This is a genomic window from Pseudomonas syringae pv. coryli str. NCPPB 4273 (genome assembly GCF_000972175.1).
Classification (GTDB): Bacteria; Pseudomonadota; Gammaproteobacteria; order Pseudomonadales; family Pseudomonadaceae; genus Aquipseudomonas; species Aquipseudomonas syringae.
Genome location: NZ_AWQP01000046.1, coordinates 1 through 25,586 on the forward strand (window position 1 = coordinate 1; position 25,586 = coordinate 25,586).

Annotated in this window: 25 protein-coding genes; 13 read left to right on the forward strand and 12 right to left on the reverse strand. The window is 59.3% G+C overall.

What is annotated here, in order from left to right; all coding sequences use genetic code 11:
- Window positions 1-269: 269 nt before the first annotated feature.
- The 3 genes from P406_RS18460 to P406_RS18470 are packed head-to-tail and all read right to left on the reverse strand — an operon-like array spanning window position 270 to window position 2,592.
- Window positions 270-602 (reverse strand): hypothetical protein, encoded by a 333-nt coding sequence (locus tag P406_RS18460; RefSeq protein ID WP_003395313.1) that lies wholly within the window; start codon window positions 600-602, stop codon window positions 270-272.
- A gap of 28 nt (window positions 603-630) precedes the next feature.
- A complete protein-coding gene (locus P406_RS18465) occupies window positions 631-2,181 on the reverse strand; it encodes an AmpG family muropeptide MFS transporter (RefSeq protein WP_003413328.1) in 1,551 nt (516 codons plus the stop codon).
- Between the two features lie 54 nt (window positions 2,182-2,235).
- On the reverse strand, window positions 2,236-2,592 hold the full coding sequence (locus P406_RS18470) for an MGMT family protein (protein WP_024661598.1): 357 nt from the start codon (window positions 2,590-2,592) through the stop codon (window positions 2,236-2,238).
- A 158-nt stretch (window positions 2,593-2,750) separates the two neighbouring features.
- Here P406_RS18470 and P406_RS18475 point away from each other — a divergent pair, with 158 nt between their 5' ends.
- On the forward strand, window positions 2,751-3,758 hold the full coding sequence (locus P406_RS18475) for a DUF481 domain-containing protein (protein ID WP_003424454.1): 1,008 nt from the start codon (window positions 2,751-2,753) through the stop codon (window positions 3,756-3,758).
- 54 nt (window positions 3,759-3,812) lie between these two features.
- On the opposite strand, the gene P406_RS18480 is transcribed toward P406_RS18475, so the two are convergent.
- On the reverse strand, window positions 3,813-4,571 hold the full coding sequence (locus P406_RS18480; RefSeq protein ID WP_046236965.1) for an SDR family oxidoreductase: 759 nt from the start codon (window positions 4,569-4,571) through the stop codon (window positions 3,813-3,815).
- Between the two features lie 278 nt (window positions 4,572-4,849).
- Here P406_RS18480 and P406_RS18485 point away from each other — a divergent pair, with 278 nt between their 5' ends.
- The 3 genes from P406_RS18485 (at window position 4,850) to groL (ending at window position 7,587) form a co-directional block, all read left to right on the forward strand.
- Entirely contained in the window at window positions 4,850-5,344 is a 495-nt protein-coding gene (locus P406_RS18485) for an FxsA family protein (RefSeq protein WP_003348157.1), read from the forward strand.
- A 256-nt stretch (window positions 5,345-5,600) separates the two neighbouring features.
- A complete protein-coding gene (locus P406_RS18490) occupies window positions 5,601-5,894 on the forward strand; it encodes a co-chaperone GroES (protein ID WP_003304675.1) in 294 nt (97 codons plus the stop codon).
- A gap of 49 nt (window positions 5,895-5,943) precedes the next feature.
- Window positions 5,944-7,587 carry a chaperonin GroEL gene (gene groL / locus P406_RS18495; protein ID WP_003413326.1) on the forward strand — a complete coding sequence of 548 codons (1,644 nt, stop codon included), beginning with the start codon at window positions 5,944-5,946 and terminating at the stop codon, window positions 7,585-7,587.
- A gap of 81 nt (window positions 7,588-7,668) precedes the next feature.
- On the opposite strand, the gene P406_RS18500 is transcribed toward groL, so the two are convergent.
- Window positions 7,669-8,409, reverse strand: coding sequence for a phosphatase PAP2 family protein (locus P406_RS18500; protein WP_046236966.1), 741 nt, complete (start codon window positions 8,407-8,409; stop codon window positions 7,669-7,671).
- 177 nt (window positions 8,410-8,586) lie between these two features.
- On the opposite strand from P406_RS18500, the gene colR reads away from it, so the two are divergent.
- The 5 genes from colR to P406_RS18525 all read left to right on the forward strand — a co-directional run bounded on the left by colR (window position 8,587) and on the right by P406_RS18525 (window position 12,381).
- Window positions 8,587-9,270, forward strand: coding sequence for a two-component system response regulator ColR (gene colR, locus P406_RS18505; protein ID WP_002555020.1), 684 nt, complete (start codon window positions 8,587-8,589; stop codon window positions 9,268-9,270).
- Entirely contained in the window at window positions 9,260-10,549 is a 1,290-nt protein-coding gene (locus P406_RS18510; RefSeq protein ID WP_003413322.1) for a sensor histidine kinase, read from the forward strand. The genes colR and P406_RS18510 overlap by 11 nt, the downstream gene beginning before the upstream one ends.
- A 200-nt stretch (window positions 10,550-10,749) precedes the next feature.
- Window positions 10,750-11,430, forward strand: coding sequence for a class I SAM-dependent methyltransferase (locus P406_RS18515; protein ID WP_003405955.1), 681 nt, complete (start codon window positions 10,750-10,752; stop codon window positions 11,428-11,430).
- Window positions 11,431-11,434: 4 nt separating this feature from the next.
- Entirely contained in the window at window positions 11,435-12,157 is a 723-nt protein-coding gene (locus P406_RS18520) for a lipopolysaccharide kinase InaA family protein (protein ID WP_032699611.1), read from the forward strand.
- Window positions 12,154-12,381: a hypothetical protein gene (locus tag P406_RS18525; protein ID WP_046236967.1), complete on the forward strand. Its 228-nt coding sequence runs from the start codon at window positions 12,154-12,156 to the stop codon at window positions 12,379-12,381. Before P406_RS18520 ends, P406_RS18525 begins: the two co-directional genes overlap by 4 nt.
- An 18-nt stretch (window positions 12,382-12,399) precedes the next feature.
- Here the strand turns inward: P406_RS18525 and P406_RS18530 are convergent, their stop codons facing one another.
- The 3 genes from P406_RS18530 to P406_RS18540 all read right to left on the reverse strand — a co-directional run bounded on the left by P406_RS18530 (window position 12,400) and on the right by P406_RS18540 (window position 16,076).
- Window positions 12,400-13,506: a DUF1513 domain-containing protein gene (locus P406_RS18530; RefSeq protein WP_046236968.1), complete on the reverse strand. Its 1,107-nt coding sequence runs from the start codon at window positions 13,504-13,506 to the stop codon at window positions 12,400-12,402.
- A 16-nt stretch (window positions 13,507-13,522) separates the two neighbouring features.
- A complete protein-coding gene (locus P406_RS18535; RefSeq protein ID WP_003413318.1) occupies window positions 13,523-14,587 on the reverse strand; it encodes an imelysin family protein in 1,065 nt (354 codons plus the stop codon).
- Window positions 14,588-14,648: 61 nt separating this feature from the next.
- Window positions 14,649-16,076 (reverse strand): di-heme oxidoreductase family protein, encoded by a 1,428-nt coding sequence (locus tag P406_RS18540; RefSeq protein WP_046236969.1) that lies wholly within the window; start codon window positions 16,074-16,076, stop codon window positions 14,649-14,651.
- 226 nt (window positions 16,077-16,302) lie between these two features.
- Between P406_RS18540 and P406_RS18545 the strand changes: the two genes are divergently transcribed.
- Entirely contained in the window at window positions 16,303-16,932 is a 630-nt protein-coding gene (locus P406_RS18545; protein ID WP_046236970.1) for a pyridoxamine 5'-phosphate oxidase family protein, read from the forward strand.
- Window positions 16,933-17,063: 131 nt separating this feature from the next.
- Here the strand turns inward: P406_RS18545 and P406_RS18550 are convergent, their stop codons facing one another.
- From P406_RS18550 to P406_RS18565, 4 genes are all read right to left on the reverse strand, one after another.
- Window positions 17,064-18,422 carry an imelysin family protein gene (locus P406_RS18550; protein WP_003348183.1) on the reverse strand — a complete coding sequence of 453 codons (1,359 nt, stop codon included), beginning with the start codon at window positions 18,420-18,422 and terminating at the stop codon, window positions 17,064-17,066.
- A 180-nt stretch (window positions 18,423-18,602) separates the two neighbouring features.
- Complete coding sequence (locus tag P406_RS18555) at window positions 18,603-20,654, reverse strand: putative bifunctional diguanylate cyclase/phosphodiesterase (protein WP_003413299.1); 2,052 nt, start codon at window positions 20,652-20,654, stop codon at window positions 18,603-18,605.
- A gap of 546 nt (window positions 20,655-21,200) precedes the next feature.
- A complete protein-coding gene (gene sodB / locus P406_RS18560; protein WP_003413298.1) occupies window positions 21,201-21,782 on the reverse strand; it encodes a superoxide dismutase [Fe] in 582 nt (193 codons plus the stop codon).
- A gap of 192 nt (window positions 21,783-21,974) precedes the next feature.
- Complete coding sequence (locus P406_RS18565) at window positions 21,975-22,577, reverse strand: LysE/ArgO family amino acid transporter (protein WP_003413296.1); 603 nt, start codon at window positions 22,575-22,577, stop codon at window positions 21,975-21,977.
- A 94-nt stretch (window positions 22,578-22,671) separates the two neighbouring features.
- Here P406_RS18565 and P406_RS18570 point away from each other — a divergent pair, with 94 nt between their 5' ends.
- The 3 genes from P406_RS18570 to P406_RS18580 all read left to right on the forward strand — a co-directional run bounded on the left by P406_RS18570 (window position 22,672) and on the right by P406_RS18580 (window position 25,573).
- The gene (locus P406_RS18570) at window positions 22,672-23,571 is read left to right on the forward strand and encodes a LysR family transcriptional regulator ArgP (protein WP_046236971.1); all 900 of its coding nucleotides are present in this window, start codon (window positions 22,672-22,674) and stop codon (window positions 23,569-23,571) included.
- 73 nt (window positions 23,572-23,644) lie between these two features.
- On the forward strand, window positions 23,645-24,637 hold the full coding sequence (locus P406_RS18575; RefSeq protein WP_003313494.1) for an NAD-dependent epimerase/dehydratase family protein: 993 nt from the start codon (window positions 23,645-23,647) through the stop codon (window positions 24,635-24,637).
- Window positions 24,638-24,721: 84 nt separating this feature from the next.
- A complete protein-coding gene (locus P406_RS18580; protein WP_003413292.1) occupies window positions 24,722-25,573 on the forward strand; it encodes a hypothetical protein in 852 nt (283 codons plus the stop codon).
- The last annotated feature ends 13 nt before the right edge of the window (window positions 25,574-25,586 follow it).

A 25,586-nucleotide genomic window follows, 5' to 3' on the forward strand; every position in this document is an offset into this window, starting at 1 on the left:
GTCCAGCATGTCTTGAGTTCCATCCTTTGAAACAATCTATAACCTGGATGGTGCTTGAATACTTCCTTTATCTCAATGCAGAAATTGAGCAGGGCGCTACCGCAGCAAAAATCCAGAGTTTTCCTACAGCGTCTTGCCGTTGGATATTTGTACTGTCGAAGCGTCTCACCCAGAGGGCACCGATCAAAGAAGCTTTGGCCACTCTTCTCGCTGTTAACTCAGCGATTTTCATTCGAGCAGCACCTTTCCAGGGCTTTTTTATTCGGCGATTACTGCAGGCTTATATTGGCCAGCGTAACGATAATGCCGATTGCCGCGACGACGGCGGCGATTGCGTTGATCAAGAACACGGTGCGTAGGGTTGTGGAGAGTCTCCACGGTTTTACGGCGAAGGCATAAACCAGCAGAAAGATGATGGCGAAGATCTCCACCTGCGCGAGCAGAACCACCGCGCCACCGAAGGCCATTGGCCCGGAAGGGGTCGCGGGATCCTGTGACAGGTAGGAGCTCAGCAGGGTGCCGATGATCGGCAGCCAGATCCCCAGGCTGATAAGGATCAGGGGAACGGGGTTGAAAGCGCGTGCTTTGTTTTCGGTGTCCAATGTTGTTCCTTGATGAGGTAGCCAGGGCTCAGGGCTTGTCGATAACGGAAGCCTCTTGAGGCGGCTCGGTCTTCGCCGTGCGTATCTCTCGGTTCCATTGCAGGATGATCATCACCAGCGTCGGAATGCCCAACAGCGCGGTGATCAGGAAGAAGTTGTGGTAGCCGTACTTTTCCACCACCACACCGGAATAGCCGCCCAGCAGGCGCGGTAGCAGCAGCATGATGGAACTGAGCAAGGCGTATTGCGTGGCAGAGAATTTCAGGTTGGTGAGGCTCGACAGGTAGGCGACGAACGCCGATGTCGCAAGCCCTGAGCTGAGGTTGTCCAGCGAGATGGTGAGGATCAGCATCTTCACGTTCGGGCCCATATCGGCCAGCAACAGGAACAGGATATTGGTCGAAGCCGAGGCCAGTCCGCCGATGAACAGGATCGGCATGATGCCGAAGCGCACAATCAGCAGCCCGCCGATACCGGCCCCCAGCAGGGTCATGATCAGGCCGAAGATTTTGCTGACGCTGGCGATCTGGTCCTTGGTAAAGCCCTGGTCGATGTAGAACACGTTGGCCATGACCCCCATCACCGTGTCGGACATCCGGTAGGTCGCGATCAGGCCCAGCAACAGCAGCGCCTGCCAGCGGTAGCGCATGATGAAATCGTTGATCGGGGTGAGCACCGGTGCCAGTCCGCGGCGACCCATCGAGGACAGGCAGGCGATGGTCAGGAGCGTGTAGAGAATCGCGCGTAAAAACGCCCGGTCTTCCAGCAACAGGTCCATCCAGCTGGTGCCGTTGAACAGCACACTGGCGAAGTCGGTATTGTAAAGCTGGGTAAACATCGCCGGTACGGAGACCAGCAGCACAATCAGCACGAACACCGAGGCCAGCTGGTGCGTAAAGCCATAGCGCGCTGCCGACAGCTGGGTGCGCAGCGGCACCGGCGGCTCGCGCATGATCAGTGTGGTGACCAGGGCGGGCAGCATCAGCAGCCCGAACAGCACATAAGTGCCGGTCCACGCTGAATGCTTGTAGGCAAAGCCTGTAGAACCGAAGCCCTCGGCGAAATACAGTGCACCCGCAGTCGCCAGCAGTGCAGCGACCCGGTAGCCGGACATATAGCTGGCGGCCAGGGCAGCCTGTTGGGTGTCCTGGGCAATTTCCAGACGATAGGCATCAATGGCGATGTCTTGCGTGGCGGACGAGAAGGCGACCACCACGGCAATCGCGATCAGCCACGAGAGATGCTTTTGCGGGTCGCAGAAGCCCATGCCGATCAGGCCCAGAATCACCAGGCTCTGGGACAGCACCAGCCAGGAGCGACGGCGCCCCAGCTTGCCGAGCAGAGGCAGGCGCCATTGGTCGAGCAATGGCGACCAGACCCATTTAAAGGCGTAGGCAAGGCCGATCAGGCTCGCATAGCCGATGGTCTCGCGCGCGACACCGGCTTCGCGCAACCACACGGACAATGTCGAAAAGACCAGCATATAAGGCATGCCCGCAGCGAATCCGAGCAGCAGTAACACTAATGTCGACGGGCTGGCATATGCGGCGAGCGCGGCGCGCCAGGTTTTACGGGGCATGGGCTGGAATCTGCCTCAGGTTACGAAAACAAAGGGCGCACTCTAACCGCTGTGCTATAGGGGACGCCAGCCATGGCGCTGCATATCAACCCGATTATTCACAATGGTGACGCCCTCGGCGCGTAAACGTGCCCGTTGTTCGTCACCGGAAACGCTGCCAGGCGGCAGACTGAGCCGACCGCCAGCGCCCAGAACCCGGTGCCAGGGCAGGGAAGAGCCTTCCGGCAACTGGCTCAACGTACGGCCCACCCAGCGTGCTGCTCGGCCCAGGCCGGCCAGTTCGGCGAGCTGCCCGTAGGCGACCACTTTGCCTTCCGGTATTTGCGCCATCGTCAGGTAGAGGGCGGTGCGTCGCGCCTCGTTCGGCGATTGCCCTGCCGGGTAAAGTAATGTTAAGTCCGGATCCGTCACGCGATAATCCTGTATAAAACGCTATTGATTGTCGTTCGCTGAACTTTCGGTGAAACGGGCTGTCTGTTACCACCGTGCTTGGTGGTACATGGATCGCCCCACACCTTCCCCCGCAGGAAAATGCCCGATTCCCGCCTTACAGAGTCTAGTTATCGCTTATGTTGTCCAGAACCCTGTTGTGCCTTGCAATCACCGCTGTTTCCACTCCATTGCTTGCCGATACCGTCTGGTTGAAGAATGGCGACCGCCTGACCGGCACAATCAAAGTGTTCGACGGCGGCAAGTTGCTGCTGCAGACCGAATACGGGGGCGCTATCGCGCTGGACTGGAAGCAGGTCAAGACCCTGAAAAGCGATCAGCCATTGCTGGTCAAGCAGGATGAGCATGGCGGCGAAGTCTCCAATTCGCTGCAGGCTGCGGATGACGGCAAGGTCGTGCTGGCCAATGGCGATGCACCCAAGACCGTCGATCTGGCAAGTATCCATCAGATCATCAAGCCCAAGCCGGTTATCACTGATCTTGTCTGGAAAGGCAACATCGATGCGGCGCTGGATTTCCAGCAGGCCGAAAACGATACCAATGATTACAACGTCGCCTTCAAGACCTCGGCTCGCCATGGCGACTGGCGTCACAACGCCAAGGGCGATTACAACCGCGAGACCACCGACGACGTGGTCGGCACCGACAACTGGAGCGCCGAGTACTCGCTGGACCGCTTCCTGACCGAGAAATTCTTCTGGGACGGTCGCGTCAGCTACAAACGCGACAAGGTCGAGGATCTGTCTCGTCAGCGCGTAGTCGGTACCGGTCCGGGTTACCAGCTGTGGGATGACGAACTGGGTGCATTCAAGGTTGGTGCGCTGCTTAACCGTACCGATTTCGAGTTCTCCAACGACGAGAAGGAAAACTTCTATTCCGTTGCCGGCACCTGGGATTACAACCGCTACCTGATTGGCAAGAAGGTCGAATTCTTCACCAACGGCGAGCTGGGCAAGCCGCTGAGCGCCGTCGCCGACTACTCGCTGGATGTCGAAGCGGGGCTGCGCTACAAGGTGACCGACTGGGCGTCGCTTAACCTGAAAGCCGAGAAGAATGTCATCAGTGGTTCGAGCAATGGCGATGTCGACAAGACACGCTACACCGCTGGCTTCGGCGTAAGCTGGTAAGCGAAGGGCAGGCGACGCACACCCTGTGCGTCGCCTGCTGCTTTTACGGGCTGACTAGATTCGCATCGCGCCATCCAGCTCAAGGATGCGTCCGCTGAAATAATCATTCTCCAGAATATAGGCCACCGAGTGCGCAATCTCGTCCGGCCTGCCCATGCGCTTGAGTGGGATCGCCGAGGTCATCTTCTCGAGGGCTTCGGGGCGCATGCTGCCGGTCATTTCGGTTTCAATGAACCCTGGCGCCACACCTGCCACACGAATGCCATAGCGGGCCAGTTCCCTCGCCCAGGTAACCGTCGCAGCCGCCACACCGGCCTTGGCTGCCGAGTAGTTGGTCTGTCCGATATTGCCCGCACGTGAAATCGACGAGATATTGATGATCGCGCCCTGACTCTTCTGCTCGATCATTTTCGCCGCCACTTCACGTGTGCAGAGGAATACGCCGGTCAGGTTGACGTCAATCACCGCCTGCCATTGCGCAAGGCTCAGTTTGGTCATCTCGCCATCCTTGATCTTCACCAGCAGGCCGTCACGCAGAATGCCAGCGTTGTTGACCAGGCCATGAATGGCGCCGAAATCCTCGGCGACCTTGCTGATCGTGTCGACGACCTGTTCTTCATTGGCGACATTGCACAGATAAGCGCGAGCCTTGACCCCGAGTGCCTCACAGGCCGCGACAGCCTGATCGAGTTTCTCCTGATTGAGGTCAAGCAGCGCCAGGTTGGCGCCTTTGCCGGCCAGGTATTCGGCCATGGCTCTGCCCAGCCCCTGGCAGCCGCCGGTGATGATTATCAGCTTTTCTTTCAATTCCATATGCGTGCCCAATCACAGTTGATCGTTTCCATGGCATCACTGGCGGGTTGCGAGTGCTTATGCCATAGCCAGAGCACGTTATAGGCTGTTTTTACGCGTTCGTCTCGGGCGGGCCGCCTGGCCCTGAAATACACCGATACACGTTTGTGAAGGCCTGGTTCAGCTCACTTGTGCGCATAATTTAGCGGTAAGCCAGATGCAGGGAGCTTGAATTAACGACCTTCTGACATCACATACGGTCTACTCGGAAGGCATTCTTCCCTTGAGGAACTCATTTGATGCGTGTTTTTTTGCTGCTGTTTCTATTATTCCCGGTACTTGAGCTGTTTCTGCTGGTTCGTGTCGGGATGTCCATCGGCTTTCTCTGGACCTTTCTGCTGGTCGTCGCGACGTCGATGCTCGGCTTGTTCGTGATGCGCGTGGCCGGTTTCGCGACGGCGCTGCGTGCCCGCGAAAGCCTGGCGCGTGGCGAGTTGCCTGCGCAGGAAATGCTCGAAGGCCTGATGGTTGCCGTGGGCGGCGGTCTGCTGCTGTTGCCCGGTTTCATCAGCGACATTCTGGGTGTGATCTGCCTGCTGCCGATCACCCGTCGTCTGCTGATCAACAAGGTCCGCCAGCGCGCCCAGGATCAGGCCATGCGTCAGCGGGCCTTCGCCGATGATTTGCAGACACCTGCCAATCACGGTGCGTCGAGTCATCGCCCGACGGCGATTCACCAGCCTACCCGCGAGCCCGACGTCATCGAAGGCGAGTTCGAGCATCGCGACAAGTAATCTTCCACACCCCCCGGCAGCGCGGCACCTCAGGGTGCCGCGTTCGTTTTGACCAGCCGGTTCGGGTGTAAAAAATTTTTACCCAAGACTTGTAATCACTTTGCTCGCCCTTATGTATGGGTCACCGCAAGGTTTCTGGCCTGAAGGCCAGACCGTATTCTGCGGTTCGCGCGTCGAACCGTAACCGGCAAGTCCGGATTTAAACCGGCCGGTGCACTCACCGGACGATCAAACAAACATAATCAGGAGATCGACAATGAAGCTTCGTCCTCTGCATGACCGCGTCGTCATCCGTCGCAGTGAAGAAGAAACGAAAACTGCCGGCGGTATCGTTCTGCCAGGTTCGGCTGCTGAAAAGCCTAACCGCGGCGAGATCGTTGCTGTGGGTACCGGCCGCGTGCTGGACAACGGCGAAGTACGTGCGCTGGCTGTGAAAGTGGGTGACAAGGTTGTGTTCGGCCCTTATTCCGGCAGCAACACAGTGAAAGTAGACGGCGAAGACCTGCTGGTGATGAGCGAGAACGAGATTCTTGCTGTCGTCGAAGGCTGAGTGCTCCCGCTGACTTCCGTTACTACTAAGTATTCAAGGAATAATGATCATGGCTGCTAAAGAAGTTAAATTCGGCGATTCTGGCCGCAAAAAAATGCTCGCCGGTGTAAACGTCCTGGCTGACGCAGTTAAAGCGACCCTGGGCCCTAAAGGCCGTAACGTTATCATCGAGAAAAGCTTTGGCGCTCCGCTGATCACCAAAGACGGTGTTTCGGTTGCCAAGGAAATCGAGCTTAAAGACCGTTTCGAAAACATGGGCGCGCAGCTGGTCAAAGACGTTGCTTCCCGTGCTAACGATGATGCAGGCGACGGTACCACTACCGCTACCGTTCTGGCTCAGGCCATCGTCAACGAAGGCCTGAAGGCTGTCGCTGCCGGCATGAACCCGATGGACCTCAAGCGCGGCATCGACAAGGCGACCATCGCCATTGTTGCCGAGCTGAAGAAGCTGTCCAAGCCATGCACCGACACCAAGGCAATCGCCCAGGTCGGCACCATCTCGGCCAACTCTGATCACTCCATCGGCGACATCATTGCCGAAGCCATGGAAAAAGTGACCAAAGACGGCGTTATCACCGTTGAAGAAGGTTCGGGCCTGGAAAACGAGCTGTCTGTTGTAGAAGGCATGCAGTTTGACCGCGGTTACCTGTCCCCGTACTTCATCAACAAGCCGGACACCATGGTTGCCGAGCTGGACAGCCCGCTGCTGTTGCTGGTCGACAAGAAGATCTCCAACATTCGTGAAATGCTGCCGGTTCTGGAAGCAGTCGCCAAGGCTGGCCGTCCTCTGCTGATCGTTGCCGAAGACGTTGAAGGCGAAGCGCTGGCGACTCTGGTGGTCAACAACATGCGCGGTATCGTGAAAGTTGCAGCCGTCAAGGCTCCAGGTTTCGGCGATCGTCGCAAGGCCATGCTGCAGGACATCGCTGTTCTGACTGGCGGTACCGTTATCTCCGAAGAGATCGGCCTGAGCCTGGAAACCACTACCCTGGAACACCTGGGTAATGCCAAGCGCGTCATCCTGAACAAAGAAAACACCACCATCATCGATGGTGCTGGCGTGAAAACCGATATCGACTCGCGTATCTCCCAGATCCGCCAGCAAATCGGCGACACCAGCTCGGACTACGACAAGGAAAAACTGCAAGAGCGTCTGGCCAAGCTGTCTGGCGGCGTTGCAGTGATCAAGGTCGGTGCCGGTTCCGAAGTCGAGATGAAAGAGAAGAAAGCCCGCGTTGAAGACGCCCTGCACGCAACCCGCGCAGCCGTTGAAGAAGGCGTGGTACCTGGCGGTGGCGTGGCACTGGTTCGCTCCCTGCAGGCTATCGAAGGTCTGAAAGGCGACAACGCTGATCAGGACGTCGGTATCGCTCTGCTGCGTCGTGCAGTCGAAGCGCCTCTGCGCCAGATCGTTGCCAACTCCGGTGACGAGCCAAGCGTTGTTGTCGACAAGGTCAAGCAGGGTTCGGGTAACTACGGTTACAACGCTGCTTCCGGCGAATACGGCGACATGATCGAAATGGGTATCCTTGACCCGGCCAAAGTGACTCGCTCTGCTCTGCAGGCGGCGTCCTCCATCGCCAGCTTGATGATCACCACCGAAGCGATGATCGCTGACGTGCCTGACGACAAGCCAGCAGGCGGCGGCATGCCGGACATGGGCGGCATGGGTGGTATGGGCGGCATGATGTAAGCCAGCTTTACCCCCAGCGTTACACCCATAAAGAACCCCGCCTTGTGCGGGGTTTTTTATGGTCTGTGTGTGCCGGATCAATCAATGCGCCGGCTGTACCTTGCTGTTATCGAGCCCCTTGGGTTCGGGGCGGTAAAGCACGAAGTAATAAACCCCCAGACAGATCAGCCAGCAGAACACTGCGGTCCAGATGTTATGGGAAAAGAAGTGCGCACCTTGCAGCATCCGCCCGACAGAGAACACCGTTCCAAGACCGAACGCCAGAGCCAGGCCCATTTTCGCCATCCGTGGACGACGGTCGCGAAAAGCGAAGAACAGCGCGAACAGGGTAAAGCCGGTCGCCGCATGACCGCCCGGCCAGCAGCGTCCCGGTTTATCGGTCGCAGGGCGTGGGCTCAACAGTTCGCTGTAGGTTTCCTGCCCACCGAATTCTTTCAGGCTCCAGGGGCATTGCACTGACGTCACCACTTTCACCGGGGTAACGAAGGCGGTTGAAAGCGCCATGGACAGCACCAGGCAACCCAACTCCCTGCGCCACGGGATCAGGCGCTGTACTTTGAAGGACGCCGCAAAGCCGATCATGGCCACCGCGCCGAACACCATGACCAGCTGTTTGGCGCGGTCGTGGAGAACGTCTTCGAGAAAATAACTGTGCCTGCCGATGAACTGTCCGCTGACCGGATCGAAGGCCAGCTTGGCGATGTCCATGTCCAGTGACGTCAGTTCAAGCAGCATGAGGATCAGCGCCACGGCGACAGGGATACCCAGGTAAATCCACGGGTTGATCGAACGGGAGTAGGGTGGGGCGACGGTTTTCGACATATCGAATCCAGATCTTTGAAGGGCATGCCGCGATTATTGTGTGCGACGGTTCGTCTCAAAGTGTGTCATGAGCCTTATGAATCATAGGTGAAAAAAACGTCATGCCATTTCGGCGCTGGCCCTCACGCCCACTTCGTCTTAAGCTGCGCCAGCCCAAACTGCATATGAGAGTGTTTTATGCGAATTCTTCTGGTTGAAGACAACCGCGACATCCTGGCGAACATGGCCGATTACCTGGGCATGAAAGGCTATACCGTCGATTGCGCCCAGGATGGCCTCTCAGGACTGCATCTGGCAGCCACCGAGCACTACGACCTGATCGTTCTCGACATCATGCTGCCCGGCATTGACGGCTACACCTTATGCAAGCGCCTGCGCGAAGATGCCCGGCGCGACACGCCGGTCATCATGCTCACCGCCCGCGATCAACTGGACGACCGTCTGCAGGGCTTCCGCTCTGGTGCTGACGACTACCTGCTCAAGCCGTTTGCCCTGTCTGAACTGGCCGCGCGGATCGAAGCGGTATTGCGTCGTGCCCAAGGCGGCGGGCGGCGAACCTTGCAGGTGGCCGATCTGGTCTATGACCTCGACACCCTCGAGGTCACGCGTGAGGGGCGCATGCTCAAACTCAACCCGGTCGGCCTCAAGCTGCTCGCCGTGCTGATGCAGAAAAGCCCGCACGTGCTGCGTCGCGAGATTCTCGAAGAAGCGCTGTGGGGCGATGACTGCCCGGACAGCGACAGTCTGCGCAGCCATGTGCACCAGTTGCGTCAGGTGATCGACAAACCGTTTGGCAAACCGCTGTTGCAGACCGTGCATGGCGTGGGCTATCGTTTGGCCGAGGGCCGGGATGGAGTTTAAACAGAGTCTTGCGCAACGGATCATCATTGCCTTCGCATTGATGAGTGCACTGGTCGCCGGGTCGTTCGCCATCGGAATCATCTCCACCGTCCACCTGGTCGAAGAAAAGCTGATTTCCGCCGGCCTCGGTGGTGACCTCAACCGTCTGATGCTGATGGACAGTGTCAGCGACTGGAGCCACCGGCCCAAGCCCGACCAGTTGTTCTATTTCACCAACGGTCCGGGCGACTTCGACCTGCCCAAGGATATTCGTCACCTTGAGCCAGGTTTCCATGAGGTGTTCCGTGGGCCGTTGTCCTACCACGCCATGATCGAGGTGGTGGATGGCCGGCATTACGCCCTGTTGCAGGATCAGAGCGATTTTGAAGAGCGTGAGCGGGTGCTGTTCGCCGTCGTGCTGGTCGGTTTCGTTCTGGCCTTGGCGCTGGCGGTGTTTCTCGGTTGGGTGCTGGCGCGCCGGGTCATGGCGCCTGTAGTACGTCTGGCCCGGCAGGTTCGTCACCGTGACCAGTTGCTTGGACTGGCACCGCCATTGGCGCCCGACTATGCCGCTGACGAAGTCGGCGAGTTGGCGGTGGCCTTCGATGCAACATTGGGTCGCTTGCGGCAGGCGCTGATTCGTGAGCGCATGTTCACCAGCGACGTGAGCCATGAACTGCGTACGCCATTGATGGTGCTGGCCAGCTCTTGTGAGCTACTGCTGGAAAACCCTGCGCTCGATTTGCGCGGCCGCCGTCAGGTCGAGCGTATCGGCCGTGCCTGCGAAGAAATGCGCGATCTGGTGCAAACCTTCCTGATGCTCGCTCGCACCCAGCGCGAAGACCCGGCCATGACGCCCAAGGCCACGCTGGTCGGGGTGGCCGAGCAATTGATCTCCCAGTGGCGTGACCCGATAGAGAGCAAGGGGCTGCAGTTGACCTACACGCCCCCTGCCGATGACCAGCTGTCCGATATTCGTTACAACGCGACCTTCCTGCATGCCGTGATGGGCAACTTGCTACGCAACGCGCTGCATTACACCGATCACGGATTCATTGCGCTGACCCTGCACGCCGAAAGCTTCACCGTGGAGGACAGCGGCGTTGGCATTCCCGAGGAAAAACGCGAGGCGATGTTCGAGCCTTTCGTACGTGGCAATGAGCAGCGCGGAGAGGGGCTGGGCCTTGGCCTGTCACTGGTGCAGCGCATTTGTACCAACCAGGGATGGAGCGTCGATCTCACCCCTATGGAGCCCCATGGTTGCCGGTTCAAGGTGACGCTCAACGTGATCAAACCCTGACCTTTCTCTCGAGTAGACCGGCCTTATTGGGTAGCGGCCAATTGACTGCACTTCGTCGATTGGCCACACACGGCCTCTAACTCTCTGTAAAATCTCGAAACACCTGACGTTAAAAGGTAACATTTTTTTCACATTCAGATGACCTGACGGTGACGGCGGTGCCTTTAGTTTGGCCCCCATCAACATCAGGAGCTGCTCTCATGAGCGATCGCATCGAACTCGAGTTTTCCCGAAAGTACGACAAGACACACGCCCGCCAGTACCTCGAAAAGCATCAGGACGGTATCTGGCGCAAGCTGTCGCATCATCGCGATGAACAGCTGGCGAGAAAGGCGCTGCACATGGCCGGGGACCCGGGCCTGGTGCTGGACCTGCCTTGTGGTGCTGGGCGCTTCTGGCCGTTATTGGCCGAGAAGCCGAACCGCTCGATCATCGGTGCCGATAACTCCGCGGACATGCTCAGTACCGCCTGTGCCTCGCAGCCGGCAGACGTTGTAAAAAGGGTACAACCTTTGCAGACATCTGCCTTTGCCATCGACCTGCCTGATAACGCAGTAGACAGCATCTTCTGCATGCGCTTGTTGCACCACGTCGGTCAGTCCAGCGACCGGATGGCTCTATTGCGCGAGTTTCAACGCGTAACCCGTGACAGCGTGATCGTCTCCCTCTGGGTGGATGGCAATTTCAAGGCATGGAAGCGTGCGCGCCTCGAGAACAAACGCCAGCAAAAAACCGGGCGGGAAAGTTACCAGAATCGTTTTGTGTTACCTGTTGTTACCGCAGAAACCGAATTTGAGCAGGCAGGATTTCGCATTCAGAACCGAATGGATTTCCTGCCCATGTACGCCATGTGGCGAGTCTATGTCCTACGTAAAAGGTAAAAAGATGGGTTTGCAGTCCGTGAAAGAACCAGTTGTGAACCCGATCCAGAACGAGTTCGATCAGTTCTGGAGCCAGCGTGGCGAATGGGTTGAAGAACCCAATGTGCGTCGCGGTGGAGAAAGTGGTGTGCAGCGGTTGATCATGGACAACGGGCAGACCCTCTATGCCAAACGTCAGACAGGTCACATCTACCGCAGCCTGCTGCACCCGCTGGGCCGGCCCACCGTACTGCGCGAGCGCGAGGCGCTTGAAGGTCTTCGCAAACTTGGCGTCGTCGTCCCCGAAGTGGTGTTTTGCGGTGCCGAGCGGGGCGAGGACAACGCCTGGCGGGCATTGCTGGTCACCGTAGCGCTGGAAGGCTTCGAGGAAATTGAAAAGTGGCAGGCTGCCGGAGGGCGCGAGCGCCATGGCGAGCTGTTCTATGAGCGTGTGCTCAAGGAAGTGGCAGCCACTCTGGCCCGCATGCACCTGGGCCGCTGGCAGCACAGCTGTCTGTACATCAAGCACATTTTCGTGCGAGTGACGGGGGAAGGGGCGGACGCCAACGTCGAGGTCGCCTTGCTCGATCTCGAGAAGGGCCGTCGTCGCCTTACCGCTCAAGGCGCAGCCCAGCACGATATGAAACAGCTACGACGCCATTCGTCATTCAGCGCTGCAGACTGGCAGAAGTTGATCTACTTTTATCATGCAGCGTTTGGCAGCTCTATCAAAGGTTTAGAGTCATGAAGCTAGAAATGGCAAGAGGTTTGTTTATCTTCGGTGCACTGGCAGTTGCCACCGTCGCCGTGGCGGCGCTTGAACAACCGTCCACCCGTATCCTCACCACGCAGCACGGCGAGGGCTACTGCCCACTGCCACGCGTGGCGAAGAGTCTGGTGAACGTACAGCCGGACCACGACCTGTTGCTGTTCATGTACAGCCTGGCGCAGGGTACCGGGATCAAAAACTGAAGCTCTGGGCTCCCTTACCTAACCCACCTGAGCCAGATGAAGATGGTTGTCCCACAACCCGGCTGGCAGGTCCAACGGCTGGGCCAGCAGTTGCGCCTTGCGACAGTCATAGAAGCGGCAGCGTCCCTGGCCTGAGGTCACGACAAAGCCGTCGGCGACAGCCCCCACACCCGCACAGTCCGGCAACGGCGCATCCAGTTTCAATGCGCCACTGTCCAGATCCCAGATAAAGAAGCGGTTGCCGCGGGGTGCCGTCAGGGCCACCAGTCGCAGGTCACTGTGTACCGCGACGCTGGCGGTGTAGTGGGCCATCGCGCGCAATTGCTCTTCTGCCACCGGAAACGCCTGGAATGGCTGGCCTGGACGCTTGATGGCCAGCAGTTCGGCCAACTCGTGGCTGTCGCCCATGAACTGTTGACCCGCGACGATAGTGCCATCGCTGGCAATGCCCATGTGGCGCACGCTGTTCATCTGCTGGGAAAGCGCTTCCTTGCTGAGCAAGGTACCGTCACGCTGCATGATGACCAGGCTGGGTTGCATGGCATCGAGGTTCATCTCTACCCGGCTTTCCGCTTCGGTGCGAATGCCACCATTGGCGACCACCAGCGTTTCACCGTCCGGCATCCAGGAGACCTGATGCGGGCCGATGCCATGCGTGGGGATCTCGTCCGAGTGCACCAGTCGCTCGCCGACGAAGCGGTAGACGCCCAATAAACCGCGGCCTGGATCGCGGGTGTCGTTTTCCGTCGCATACAGCCATTCGCCGTCGCGATGAATCACAGCATGGCCGTAGAAGTGGCGGTCAGGCTGCGACACGATGGTTTGCAGCAAGCGGCCATCGCGCAGGTCGATCAGGTAGCTTTCAGTGCCAGGACGACGAGCGATGAACACCGCGAGTGGCAGGTCGGGATGATTGATGATGTCGTGGCAGCGCTGGCCCACCTGAGTCGCGAATACCTGCGTTCCGTCGAGCTTGAAACCCACCGCATAGTGTTTGCCGTCGCCATCGTCGCGAGCGGAAAGCAACAAGGGGCGTGTGTTCTTTTGCTTGAACAGCGTCCAGCCACCCAGCGTGCAGGCGCTGCGCAGAAGACTGCCGAGCGCCATGGCCTGACGTCGCAACATCACATGTACCTCTTGATCAATCGCCGTCGTTGGCGTTGAAACCCAATTGAATGCCGAGGGCCTTGGCCAGCTCGCCTTCGTGCAGGCGGTGCACGGCATTCAGGCTGTCGTAAAACGCATTGAGTTGCTGGCGTCCTGCATCCGTGGCCAGCAGGTCGGCCAGTGGCGGTTTGAGTTCCGACAGCAATTTGCGGCTGTTAGCGTAGGCGGCATCGATTTTGTCGGCCAGCGGTTTCTGCTCGGCGGGCAGCAGGCTGCGCAAGCCCTTGTTGTCGACACCGGTCCACACCGTCTCGGCGCTGATCAGGCTGGCTTCCAGGCTGCTGAGCGACGACTTGCTGCGCCAGGCATCTGCCTGGAAGGGCTGCGGCTGCCCTTTGCTCTGACGACCCAGTGGCGTGCCGAGCTTCTTCTTCAGGCTGTCGAGGGCGGTGACCTGAACCCGCAGCAATTCGGCAATCGCTTCGTGGGAGTCGGCGTAGCGCTGATTGGGGAACTTGCTCAGTTGCGCGAGCATGCCGTCGGTGCTGTTCCAGCTGTTGAGGATTTCTTCGGCAAGCAGCTTCTGGCGTTCACCGATGGCCATCAGCAGCGGGCAGTAGCGCGCTTTCTGCTCGGCATTGGCCATGTCGATGTCAGCGTCGAAAAGGATGTATTCGTAGGCGGACAAACCCTGCACCACGACACTGGCCTTGGACAGTTCCTGAGCGGTGATCTGTGGCTGTGCAGTCACCAGTTGCTCGACCTGACGGCCCACCAGATTCTTCTTGTCTGGCCAGAACTGTATTTGCCAGGCGCGATTGCCTTCGGCCAGAGGGCCGATCAACAGCGGTTGCAACTCGGCCCAGGTCTTCTGTGCTTTCAAAAAGTCGGCGCGGGCTGTGGCCAGATCAGTCTTGCCCTGGCAGAACGCCAATGCGCTGGCTGCCAACTGACGATCAGCCTCCACCCAACGGCTGTAGGTCGGCAGGATGACCTGTTTGGCAATCGCTGCGGACGTTACCGCCTGAGGGTCGGATGGCGAGCAGGCACCCAAGGCAAGTGCCGCAAGGCTGGTCAGCAACAACTTGGGTCGGAACATGTCCGGCTCCTTATTTCTGAAAGGAAGATGTTTGAACAGGAAGATTCTGCAAAGGGCGCAATCATAACGAATTCAGGAAGGCCAGCAGCGCTTCACGTTGCTGTGCGTCAAAAGCCAGAACCTGACGCTGCGCCGCCTGGGCTTCGCCGCCGTGCCACAGTATCGCCTCAAGCACATTACGCGCGCGACCGTCGTGCAACAGTTGGGTGTGTCCGCTTACCGTGCCGGTCAGGCCCAGCCCCCACAAGGGCGGGGTGCGCCACTCACTACCGGTGGCCTGGAACTCGGTGCGGTTATCGGCCAGCCCTTCGCCCATGTCGTGCAGCAGCAAGTCGCTGTACGGGCGAATCTCCTGATTGGCCAGCTCGGGTTCGGCGGCGTCGCTACGGGTTTTGAAAGAGGGGGTGTGGCATTGCTGGCAGCCCGCCTGGAAAAACAGGTTCTTGCCTGCCAGCACCTGCGGGTCGTCCACCTTACGGCGCGCCGGAACACCCAGGTTGCGGGTGTAGAACTCCACCAGGCGCAGGATGTTGTCGCTGACTTCCGGTTCGCCCTCCGGGCCATTGCCATTGGGCGCAGCCAGGCAGTCGGTCTGGGCCGGCGTGCAGTCATCGAAAGGGCGCAGGCTGGTGGTCAGCCCCATGTCGCCGGAAAAGGCGTGCACGTTCTGCTGGTTGAGGTTCGGCTGGCCGGCTTTCCAGCCAAACCTGCCCATCACCACTTTTTGCTGAGCATCGTCCCACACCCAGTTGGGGCGTCCCGAGATGCCATCGGCGTTCTTGTCGTCGGGGTCGGCATTGGCAAGGATGGCATCATCGGCAATGGCCTCGAGCAAGCCCAGGCCGATCATTGGCGGGGCTACGCGTGCCGAGATGTGAGTGTCGGGGTGCATGGGGCCGTAACCCAACTGGGTAATCCTGAGGGTCGGCTGGCGTAGCTCGACTGACGTGCCATCGCGAAACTCGACCGTCAGCGCATCGTACTCGACCCGCACCTTGCCCTCGGGCGCTACGCCGGGGTTCGACATGTCCTGCAATTGCCCGCCGTAAACCGGCTCGGGCAGCACGCCGTTGCGCTTTATGAGATCGGCATAGGCCGGGTCATCGGGAATCGACAGCCTGACCAGCATGGACACGGCATTGCTGTCGCCAGCTTCTGGCGGGTGACCGCGACCGTCCTTGATGTGGCAGTTCTGGCAGGCATTGGTGTTGAACAACGGCCCCAGCCCATCGCGAGCCGTGGTAGTCGACGGCGCAATCACCCACGGGCTGCGGAAGAAGCTGTTGCCGACGCTGAAATCCAGCCGCCGCACGGGGGCCAGATTGGCCGAGGGCATGGAGAAAGCGTTCTGGTCGCTCTTCCTGACGGTGGCACTGCCACCGGACAAGGCTTCTCCCGGCTCGGCATGCGTGAAACGCGGGGCGTCATCGCATGCGCTCAGGACCAGGGTCGTGAGCAAGGCAAGTGATAGACGGAGCCGCGTACTCATAGACATCCTGCAACGGGGCGAAAAATCGGGGCGTGCAAGCTTATCAGCCTCGTGCGGTTTGAATAAGAGGGATTATCGTTTGCGACGTCTCATGCAATGTGATGTTACGAATCTTTGAGGCTGGTCGGGTCCTGATGTTTTTGCCTATGCTGCGCAGGCTGCTTCACACGATCAGTCACATGATGCTGGCAGCATTCATACACCAACGGCCAGCAGAGATTATCCAATGAATAACCCGGACAACAGCGCGTTCGTGACCACCATCCAGGCACTGGAAGCGATCTATGGTCCGATTGCACCTCCTTCGCTCATCAAGGAAGTTGACCACATTCACGAGGTCTACCGGCCTTTCATCGAGCAGGCACCGTTCGCCGTGCTTGCCTCTGCCGGCCCTGACGGGCTCGATGCTTCTCCACGTGGAGATCAGGCGGGCCTGGTGCATATCGAGGACAGCAAGACGCTTTACCTGCCGGACCGACGCGGCAACAACCGCATTGATACGCTGCGCAACATCGTCAACGATCCGCGCGTCGCGCTGCTGTTCCTCATACCCGGCGTGGGTGAAACCCTGCGCGTCAACGGAACCGCACAGATATCGGTTGAGCCCGAGTTGCTGTCGCGTTTCGCAGTAAAGGGCCAGTTGCCCAGGTCTGTCCTGCGTATTTCAGTGACCAGCGTGTATTTCCAGTGCAGCAGGGCGACCATCCGGTCCGGTTTGTGGGACCCGGCGAAGCACATCGAACGCAGTGCGCTACCCACTGCCGGGCAGATCCTCAAAGCGGTTTCGGCTGAGCAGATCGACGGTGAAGCCTATGACAAGGCGTTGCCGGGGCGTATTGCCGATACGTTGTACTGATGCCTGGGAGTCCCCCCCATGTCGTAGGTCAACGCGCACGGCAGTTGCAAACGATGCCTGTCAATCAGACACAAAAAATGCCGGTCAGCGAACTGACCGGCATTGATTATTACCGCTACAAACGCGGTTGATCAGAACTCGTGATCGGCGTTGTCCGGGTTCAGATCGGTGATGCCCAGCTTGCCAGCCGCCTGCTCGATAGCGCCTGTCTGTTTGACCAGCGCGGCGATGGCGTCACGCACCACCTGATTGCCAGCCGTGTTGCCGGCAGCGATCAACTGGTCGAAATGCTCGCCCTTGTTCGCGTGATCGACGATGACCTGCAACTTGGCCTGAGTGTCGTCCAGGTCGGCGCGCAAGGTGGCGTCGGTGGCCGGGTCTGCCTTGGCGACCAGAGACGATAGGCTCGGCCCGCTGACTTTGCTGCCGTCAGTGCGGGTGTACTCGCCCAGGTAGACATTGCGAATGCCCTTGCCGTTGTAGAAGTGCGAGTTGTGCGTGTTGTCGCTGAAGCAGTCGTGTTCGTCTTCGCTGGAGTTGGCTTCCAGTGCGACTTTCATACGCTCGCCCGCCAGTTCACCCAGCGACAGGCTGCCCATGCCGAAAAGCATTTTGCGCAGACCGCTTTCGCCGGATTCGGCTTCCAGCGTGGCGCGGTAGTTGTCGGGCACGCCGGCCTTCCAGTTACCGGACATTTCTTCAAGGTCGCTGACCAGCAGGTCGGTGACGGCCTTGAGGTAGGCGCGGCGACGGTCGTTGTGGCCGCCGGTTGCGCCAGCCCCTTGCAGGTAATCGCTGGCCGGACGTGCGCCGGCGCCAGGGCCGGTACCGTTCAGGTCCTGGCCCCAGAGCAGGAATTCGATGGCGTGGTAGCCGGTGGCGACGTTAGCCTCGGAACCGCCCAGCTCGTTCAGGCTGGCGAGTTTTTCGGAGGTGATTTCCTTCACGTCGACCTTGTCTTCGCCGACCTGAATTTCGGTGTTGGCGATGATGTTGGCAGTGGCGCCCGGGTTGCCCAGCGCGTGCTGGTAATCCTTGGCCACATAGTCGATCAGGCCTTCGTCCAGGGGCCAGGCGTTAACCTGTCCTTCCCAGTCGTCGATGATGGTGTTGCCGAAGCGGAAGACTTCGCTCTGCATGTAAGGCACACGCGCAGCAATCCACGCCTCACGGGCGGCTTTCAGGGTTTCATCATTGGGCTTGGCCAGAAATGCGTCGACGGCAGTGCTGAGTTTTTTCGCGCCGGCCTCGGCATCGTCGAATACGGCGGACACCATGTTGGCGTAGTTCGCGACCACAGCCTTGGCCGCCGCGTCGTCAGTCTGGGCAGCGGCTGCCGGAGCAGGAGCTGCAGGCGTCACAGCCGGCGTCGCCGGAGCAGCGGCTGGCGCGGGTGCCGGGGCGGCAGCCTTGTCCTTGCCTTCGCCACAACCGGCGAGAGAGATAGCGATGGCCAACAGACTAGCGGTTGCCAGAGGCATACGAATCATGACTGAATCCTGCGTCGATAAAGGTGATGGCGGGCGGGCGCCCATAAAATCTGCGACATAATGCGAAAGATTTGCATTCGATGTAAAGGCAAAACGCCTGTGTGGGCGTGTTCAGGCATTCGGCAGGTTGTAACAGTCGGTTTCAAGATGGCTTGAATGGCCGGGCGCGTGCAAACCGGTTCACAGGCTGGCGGTGTGGTCCTGACGCGACTGCTTGAGGTAAGCCAGCAACTCCCGACCCGGCAGCGGCTTGCTGTACAGATAGCCCTGGCCTTCGTGGCAGCCCTCGGTCACTACATAGGCCTCCTGCTCGACGGTCTCCACGCCTTCGGCAATGACTTGCATGCCCAGGCTTTTGCCCAACTGAATAATGGCTCGCACGATGGTGGCGTCATCGTCGTCATCGATCAGGTCCTGCACGAAGCTGCGGTCAATCTTGATCTTGTCCAGCGGCAGGCTTTTCAGGTAGCTCAGCGATGAATAGCCGGTGCCGAAGTCATCGATGGCAATCAAGGCGCCGGAACGTCGCAAGCTCAGCAAGTGCTGGGCGGCAGTGTTGATATCTTCCATCAGCCCGGTTTCGGTCACTTCCAGTTCCAGGCTGCGCGGTGGCAAGCGATAGATCTGCAGCAGGTTGTTGACCACGCGCGGCAGTTCGGCGTGATGCAGCTGCACGGTCGACAGGTTGACTGCCATGCGCAAATCCGTGAAGCCCTGATCGAGCCATTCGCGCAGTTGGCGGCAGGCCTGATCCAGCACCCATTCCCCGATGGCGATGATGCTACCGTTCTGCTCGGCCAACGGTATGAATACGTCCGGCGGCACCAGGCCATGCTCCGGATGCTGCCAGCGGATCAGCGCTTCCACACCGACGATACGGTGATCGCGATAGCTGATCTGCGGTTGATAGACCAGGTACAACTGATTGCGTGGCAGGGCTTCGCGCAGGTCTTTTTCGAGTTCGCGGCGGCGGCGCATTTCGCTGTCCACGCTGGCGATGTAGAACTGATACCGGTTACGCGAGCGGGCTTTGGCCAGTGTCATGGTCTGTTCGGCTTTTTGCAGCAGTTTCTCGGTGCTGTCGCCGTCTTCGGGAAACAGCGTGATGCCGATGGTTGCCCGCAGTCGAATCTGCTGATCGCCGACGATGAACGGCGCTTCCAGCTCATCCAGAATATTTTGCGCCAGTTCAGCCGCCTCGTAGGGCTGTTCGATGTTGGACTGGACCAGCGCGAACTGGTCGCCACCCAGGCGTGCCAGTGCGCCGAGCCTTACGCTGTGCGCGCGCAGGCGATCCGCGAGTGCGAGCAGCAATTGGTCGCCGGACTGGTAGCTGAACTGTTCGTTGATGCCCTTGAAGTCATCCAGTCCCACGCAAAGAACCGCCACTCTGTGTTGCTGGCGTCCCGCGTCTTCCAGAATCCTGTCCAGCCGTGTCTGCAACTGCAGTCGATTGGGCAGGCCGGTGAGGAAATCGTACTGCGCCATGCGCTGCAGATTGTTCTCGGCCTCATGGCGCAGGTAAGTGTGGCGCTCGATGGATGCGAGCAACTGGTTGGCGGTGTTGACCCAGATCCCCAGTTCGTTTTTCTCGTGGCCTTTGAGCAGCGGCAGTTGGTGTTCGCTGGGGCGGTCGGGGTTGATCGCGATCAGGTGCTCGATGATCTTCGACAGCGGCTTGGTCAGCAGCCAGTGATAGACCAGATACAGCACCAGCCCCATTGCCAGCGCACGCAGCACGCCCGCGATGAAGATGATTCCGGCATTGACCAGAAAGCTTTCGCCGTAATTGGCGGTGTCCAGCGTGATGCGCAGGTCGCCGTAATACTCGCTGTAAGGGCTGCGGCCTACCAGTTGAGTGGTGAAGCTGCGCTCCTGACCGAGGATGAGGTCTGTCAGCCACCGGGTAGAGGAGGTTTTCAGCGGCCGGTTTTTCTCGGCGAGCAGGCTTTCGTTGGGGTGCCCTATGGACGCCATGCGTACCGAGTCATCCTGGAACAGGCCTTCGATGACCTGCATGCCCATCTCGCGGTCCAGGCTGTAGACGGCCTGCGTCGAAGGATCGCGAAACATGCCGAGAATTCGCTCGGCATCGTTCGCCACGGTCTGACGTGTCTTGTAGGCGTCGAAGACGATTTGCGCACAGCTGAGCAGGACGCCTACCAGAAGCGCCGAAAGCAGCACAACGCGCAGCAACTTTACCGACAGGCTGTTCTTGAGTTCCAGCTTCAATGGCCGTTCCTTAGTTCGTGTCGGAGGGCATATCGCCTCATGACCCTCGAAAAACCAGACCCGCACGCCATGACCTTGTCACAACCGGTGCGCCTGGCTGATCTTCGCGTTCCTTGCACCTGCTGGCCAAAGCCACCTCATGTGTCGGGTGGCCAGGTAGGTAATTAGGCTCTGTACGAAAAGTGGCTGCGCTCGGTGATGCTTCGTTAAAAACAGGCTCGGAATGCTCATTTACAACACGTAGACTCCGCTTCCTCGCCTGTTTTTGCCTCGCCTGACCTTCGCTCGCCGACTTTTCGTACAGAGCCTAGAGCAGAACACTGTAAAGAATTACGTCATAGAGAATTAAGTTGTATTACGAGTCAGCTAGCGTTTTCTGACAATACACAAAGTACGAGCGGCAGGCGAAAAAAGATTTGCGATTCGCCTGACGGGCAGGCTGGTGTTCTACGCCGTCTGTGAAACAAGCGTCTGGTGAGCAACCTTTACAGGCCGGAGAACATAAAAAACCCGACGCGAGGCCGGGTTTTTTCGATGACGCTGGACTCAGGCTGCGAATTGCTTGGCCACGAAGTCCCAGTTCACCAGGTTCCAGAACGCTTCTACGTACTTCGGACGCAGATTGCGGTAGTCGATGTAGTAGGCGTGTTCCCACACATCGCAGGTCAGCAGCGGGGTGTCGCCGCTGGTCAGCGGGTTGCCGGCACCGATGGTGCTGGCCAGTGCCAGGGAGCCGTCAGCCTTCTTCACCAGCCAGCCCCAGCCGGAGCCGAAAGTGCCGATGGAAGTCTTGCTGAACTCTTCCTTGAACTTGTCGAAGGAACCGAAAGCAGCGGTGATCGCATCGGCCAGAGCGCCGGTAGGCTCGCCGCCAGCGTTAGGGGCCAGGCAGTTCCAGTAGAACGTGTGGTTCCAGACCTGAGCGGCGTTGTTGAAGATACCGCCCGAGGAGGTCTTGATGATCTCTTCCAGGGTCTTGCCTTCGAACTCGGTGCCAGGCACCAGGTTGTTCAGGTTCACGACGTAGGTGTTGTGGTGCTTGTCGTGGTGATATTCCAGAGTCTCCGCAGAAATGTGCGGCACCAGAGCGTCTTTGGCGTAGGGCAGTGGCGGCAATTCAAAAGCCATGGTTTATCTCCTTTCAGGTCAATTGCGGTAGTCGCACGGCCGATCACGGGCGGCCAGATACAGCATGCACCGGGAGTTTTACTCTTTTGCGGTGCAGACCCCGGATCATAGCACCGGGTCTGCGCCTTAACCACGCAACAACTGTGTGGGATAGAGGTTCCCACGGGTTTGACTCTGCGGTCATGAAATCCGTCAGGCTGAGCGGATCAACTGGAAGGCCACGCTGAACATCATCACCGCGATCATCAGGTCCAGCATGCGCCAGGTGGCAGGGCGCGCCAGCCAGGGAGCCAGCCATGCCGCGCCCAGGGCCAGGCTCGAGAACCACAGCAGCGAAGCGCTGGCTGCGCCGGCGACATACGCGCCAGGTACGCCTTGTTGTGCGCCCAGCGAGCCAATCAGCAACACGGTGTCCAGATAGACGTGCGGGTTCAGCAAGGTGACGGCCAATGCGCTGAGCAACACGGTGCGCAGTGATTTTCTGCCAACCGCTGCGCTGTGCTCCAGGCTTTGCCGCGAGCAGGCGCGGCGTAATGCCTGCAGGCCGTACCAGCTGAGGAATATCACGCCGCCCCAGCGCGCCACCGCCAGCAGGGTCGGATTCTGCGCCAGCACATTGGCCAGACCGAACACACCTGCCGCTACCAGCAGGGCGTCGCAGACAATGCACAGCATCGCCACGGCCACGTGATGTTCACGACGCAGGCCCTGAGCCAGCACAAAAGCATTTTGAGTTCCGATAGCCATGATCAGGCCTGCCGCGATCAGCAGCCCGTTGAGGTAGCTTTGCCACATAAGGATGTTCCATTGAGCAGATTCAGGTAGCCATTCTTAGGGCTCGGGGGTTATAAGGAAAACCAATAATCTTCATCGCCCATTAGGAAAACTGATGTTCGACTATAAACTGCTGTCAGCGCTGGCGGCGGTGATCGAGCAAGCCGGGTTCGAGCGCGCTGCTCAGGTGCTGGGGCTTTCTCAGTCAGCGGTCTCGCAACGCATCAAATTGCTGGAGGCACGCATTGGCCTGCCGGTGCTGGTGCGCGCCACGCCGCCGAGCCCGACCGACATCGGCCGGCGCCTGCTCAATCACGTGCAGCAGGTTCGTTTGCTGGAGCGCGACCTGCAAAGCCAGGTGCCTGCACTGGACGAGGAGGGCATGCCCGAGCGTTTGCGCATCGCCCTGAATGCCGACAGTCTGGCAACCTGGTGGGCGCCGGCCATTGGCGCGTTTTGTACGCAACACCGCTTGCTGCTGGATCTGGTTGTCGAAGATCAGGACGTAGGCCTCAAGCGCATGCGCGCCGGTGAGGTGGCGGCCTGCCTGTGTGGCAGCGAGCGTCCGGTGGCCGGGGCCCGCAGCCAGTTGCTGGGGGCGATGCGCTACCGGGCGCTGGCCAGTCCGGCGTTCATCGCCCGCCATTTTCCGTACGGTGTCAGCCCGGAAACGCTCGCCAGAGCAGCGGCACTGGTATACGGGCCGGACGATCTTCTGCAGCATCGTTATCTGGCTCTGTTGGGTGTTCAGGACGGCTTCGAGCATCATTTGTGTCCTTCTTCCGAAGGTTTCATCCGTATGATCGAGGCGGGGATGGGCTGGGGGCTGGCGCCCGAGTTGCAGGTGCGCGACCAGTTGCGCAACGGCACGCTGCTCGAATTGCTGCCGGACCGTTGCATCGATGTGCCGCTCTACTGGCATCATTGGCGCAATGGTGGGCAGCTTCTGACGCGCCTCACCGAACATCTTGCGCAACATTCGGCTCACTGGCTGGTGCCGCTGAGCGAAGACTGATCGTCAACAGGATCATGTGTAATCCATGCAGGCAGGGTTTTCCTTTCCTGCAGACGCGTTAATGGAGCGGTAAATGAAGATTCTGGTCACCGGCGCGAGCGGCTTCATCGGCGGACGCTTTGCGCGTTTTGCCCTTGAGCAGGGCATGAGCGTGCGGATCAATGGCCGTCGTGCCGAAGGTGTCGAGCACCTGGTCAGGCGCGGTGCCGAGTTTATCCAGGGCGACCTCGCCGATCCTTATCTGGTGCGCGCACTGTGCGATGACGTGGAAGCGGTCGTGCATTGCGCGGGCTCGGTCGGTACGTGGGGACGTCGCCAGGATTTCATGCAGGGCAACGTGCAGCTTACGGAAAACATCGTCGAGGGCTGCCTGAAACAAAGGGTGCGAAGGCTGGTTCACCTTTCCTCGCCGTCGATCTACTTTGATGGCCACTCGCACCGTGGCATCAAGGAAGAGCAGGTGCCCAAGCGCTTTCACAATCACTACGCGGCCACCAAATACCTGGCCGAGCAAAAGGTCTTCGGTGCCGAAGAGTTCGGGCTGGAAGTCATCGCCCTGCGGCCACGCTTTGTCACCGGTGCGGGCGATAACAGCATTTTCCCGCGTTTGCTGCACATGCAGCGCAAGAGGCGCCTGTCGATCGTCGGCAATGGCTTGAATGTGGTGGATTTCACCAGCATGCAAAACCTCAACGAAGCCTTGCTGAGCAGTTTGCTGGCAACGGGTTCGGCACTGGGCAAGGCCTACAACATCAGCAATGGCACGCCGGTCCCGCTGTGGGACGCGATCAATTACGTGATGCGCCAGATGCACTTGCCGCAGGCCACCCGTTATCGTTCGTACGGGCTCGCCTACAGCGCCGCAGCGATCAATGAGGCTGCCTGTATGCTGTGGCCGGGCAGACCTGAACCTACCCTGTCGAGAGTGGGCATGCAGGTCATGAACACGGATTTTACGCTTGATATCAGCCGCGCCAGGCATTATCTGGATTATCAGCCCCAGGTCAGCCTGTGGGCGGCGCTGGATGAATTCTGTGGCTGGTGGCAGGCACAGCACGCGATCTGAATGCGGCAGTAGCACAGTGAGATTGATCAGGCGCTGTTGTTATACTGCTCAACTTTGATTTAACAGCTTCCTGAAGGGTTATTCATGCGCAACGATCCCTACGACGACGTCGATGACGTTCCCAGCCTGAGCGCCAAGGACGATGACGACGACTTCGCGCCGAGCAATGGCGCACGCGAGCGCACCACCGTCTATTCGCGCACCACGCCTGTAGTCAAGGTCAAGGCGCCGAGCACCGGGCCTTTGTGGGCGTTGGTCGGTGCGCTGTTCATCGCCTTCTGCGGTCTGGGCTGGTGGAGCTTTCAGCAGGTTTCCCTGATGGAACAGCAGTTGGTGGCGACTCAGGAAAGCTTCGCGCGCATCAGCGAAGAAGCAGCGGGGCGCTTGCAGGATATTTCCGGCAAGGTGGTCGCGACCGAAGCGCTTTCCAGTGATGGCGAGGCGCTCAAGCAGCGTATCAAGTTGCTCGAAGCGCAACTGGAAGATCAGGACAAACAGCGCGAAGGGGTCGAAGGCCAGCAGGGCAGTCTCGACAAGCGTCTGGAGCAGATGGCCGCGCAAACCGCCCAGCAGCAGAGTGAAAACGCGCAGTTGCAGGAGCAGCTCAAAAGCGTCGTCGCTGAACTGACCACCCTGAAGGCGGCGTTGCCTGACCTGAAGACCGCTCAGGCGGATCAGGGCAAGCTGGATGCGCAGATCAAAAGCGTGGCAGCCGATGTCGCCACGTTGAAAAAGCAGGGCAACCCGTCTGCCGCTGTCGAACGCCTGGAACAGGACCTGATGGTGCTGAAAAGCGAACAGGAAAACCGCCCGGCTCCTGCAGCGCAAGCCAATACGGCCGAGTTCGATGCCTTTCGTGCTCAGGTGACTCGTAACATCAATACCCTGACCAGCCAGATCCAGAACCTGTCGCAACAGCTCAACGCTCGTCGTTGACCCCCGAGTCTGC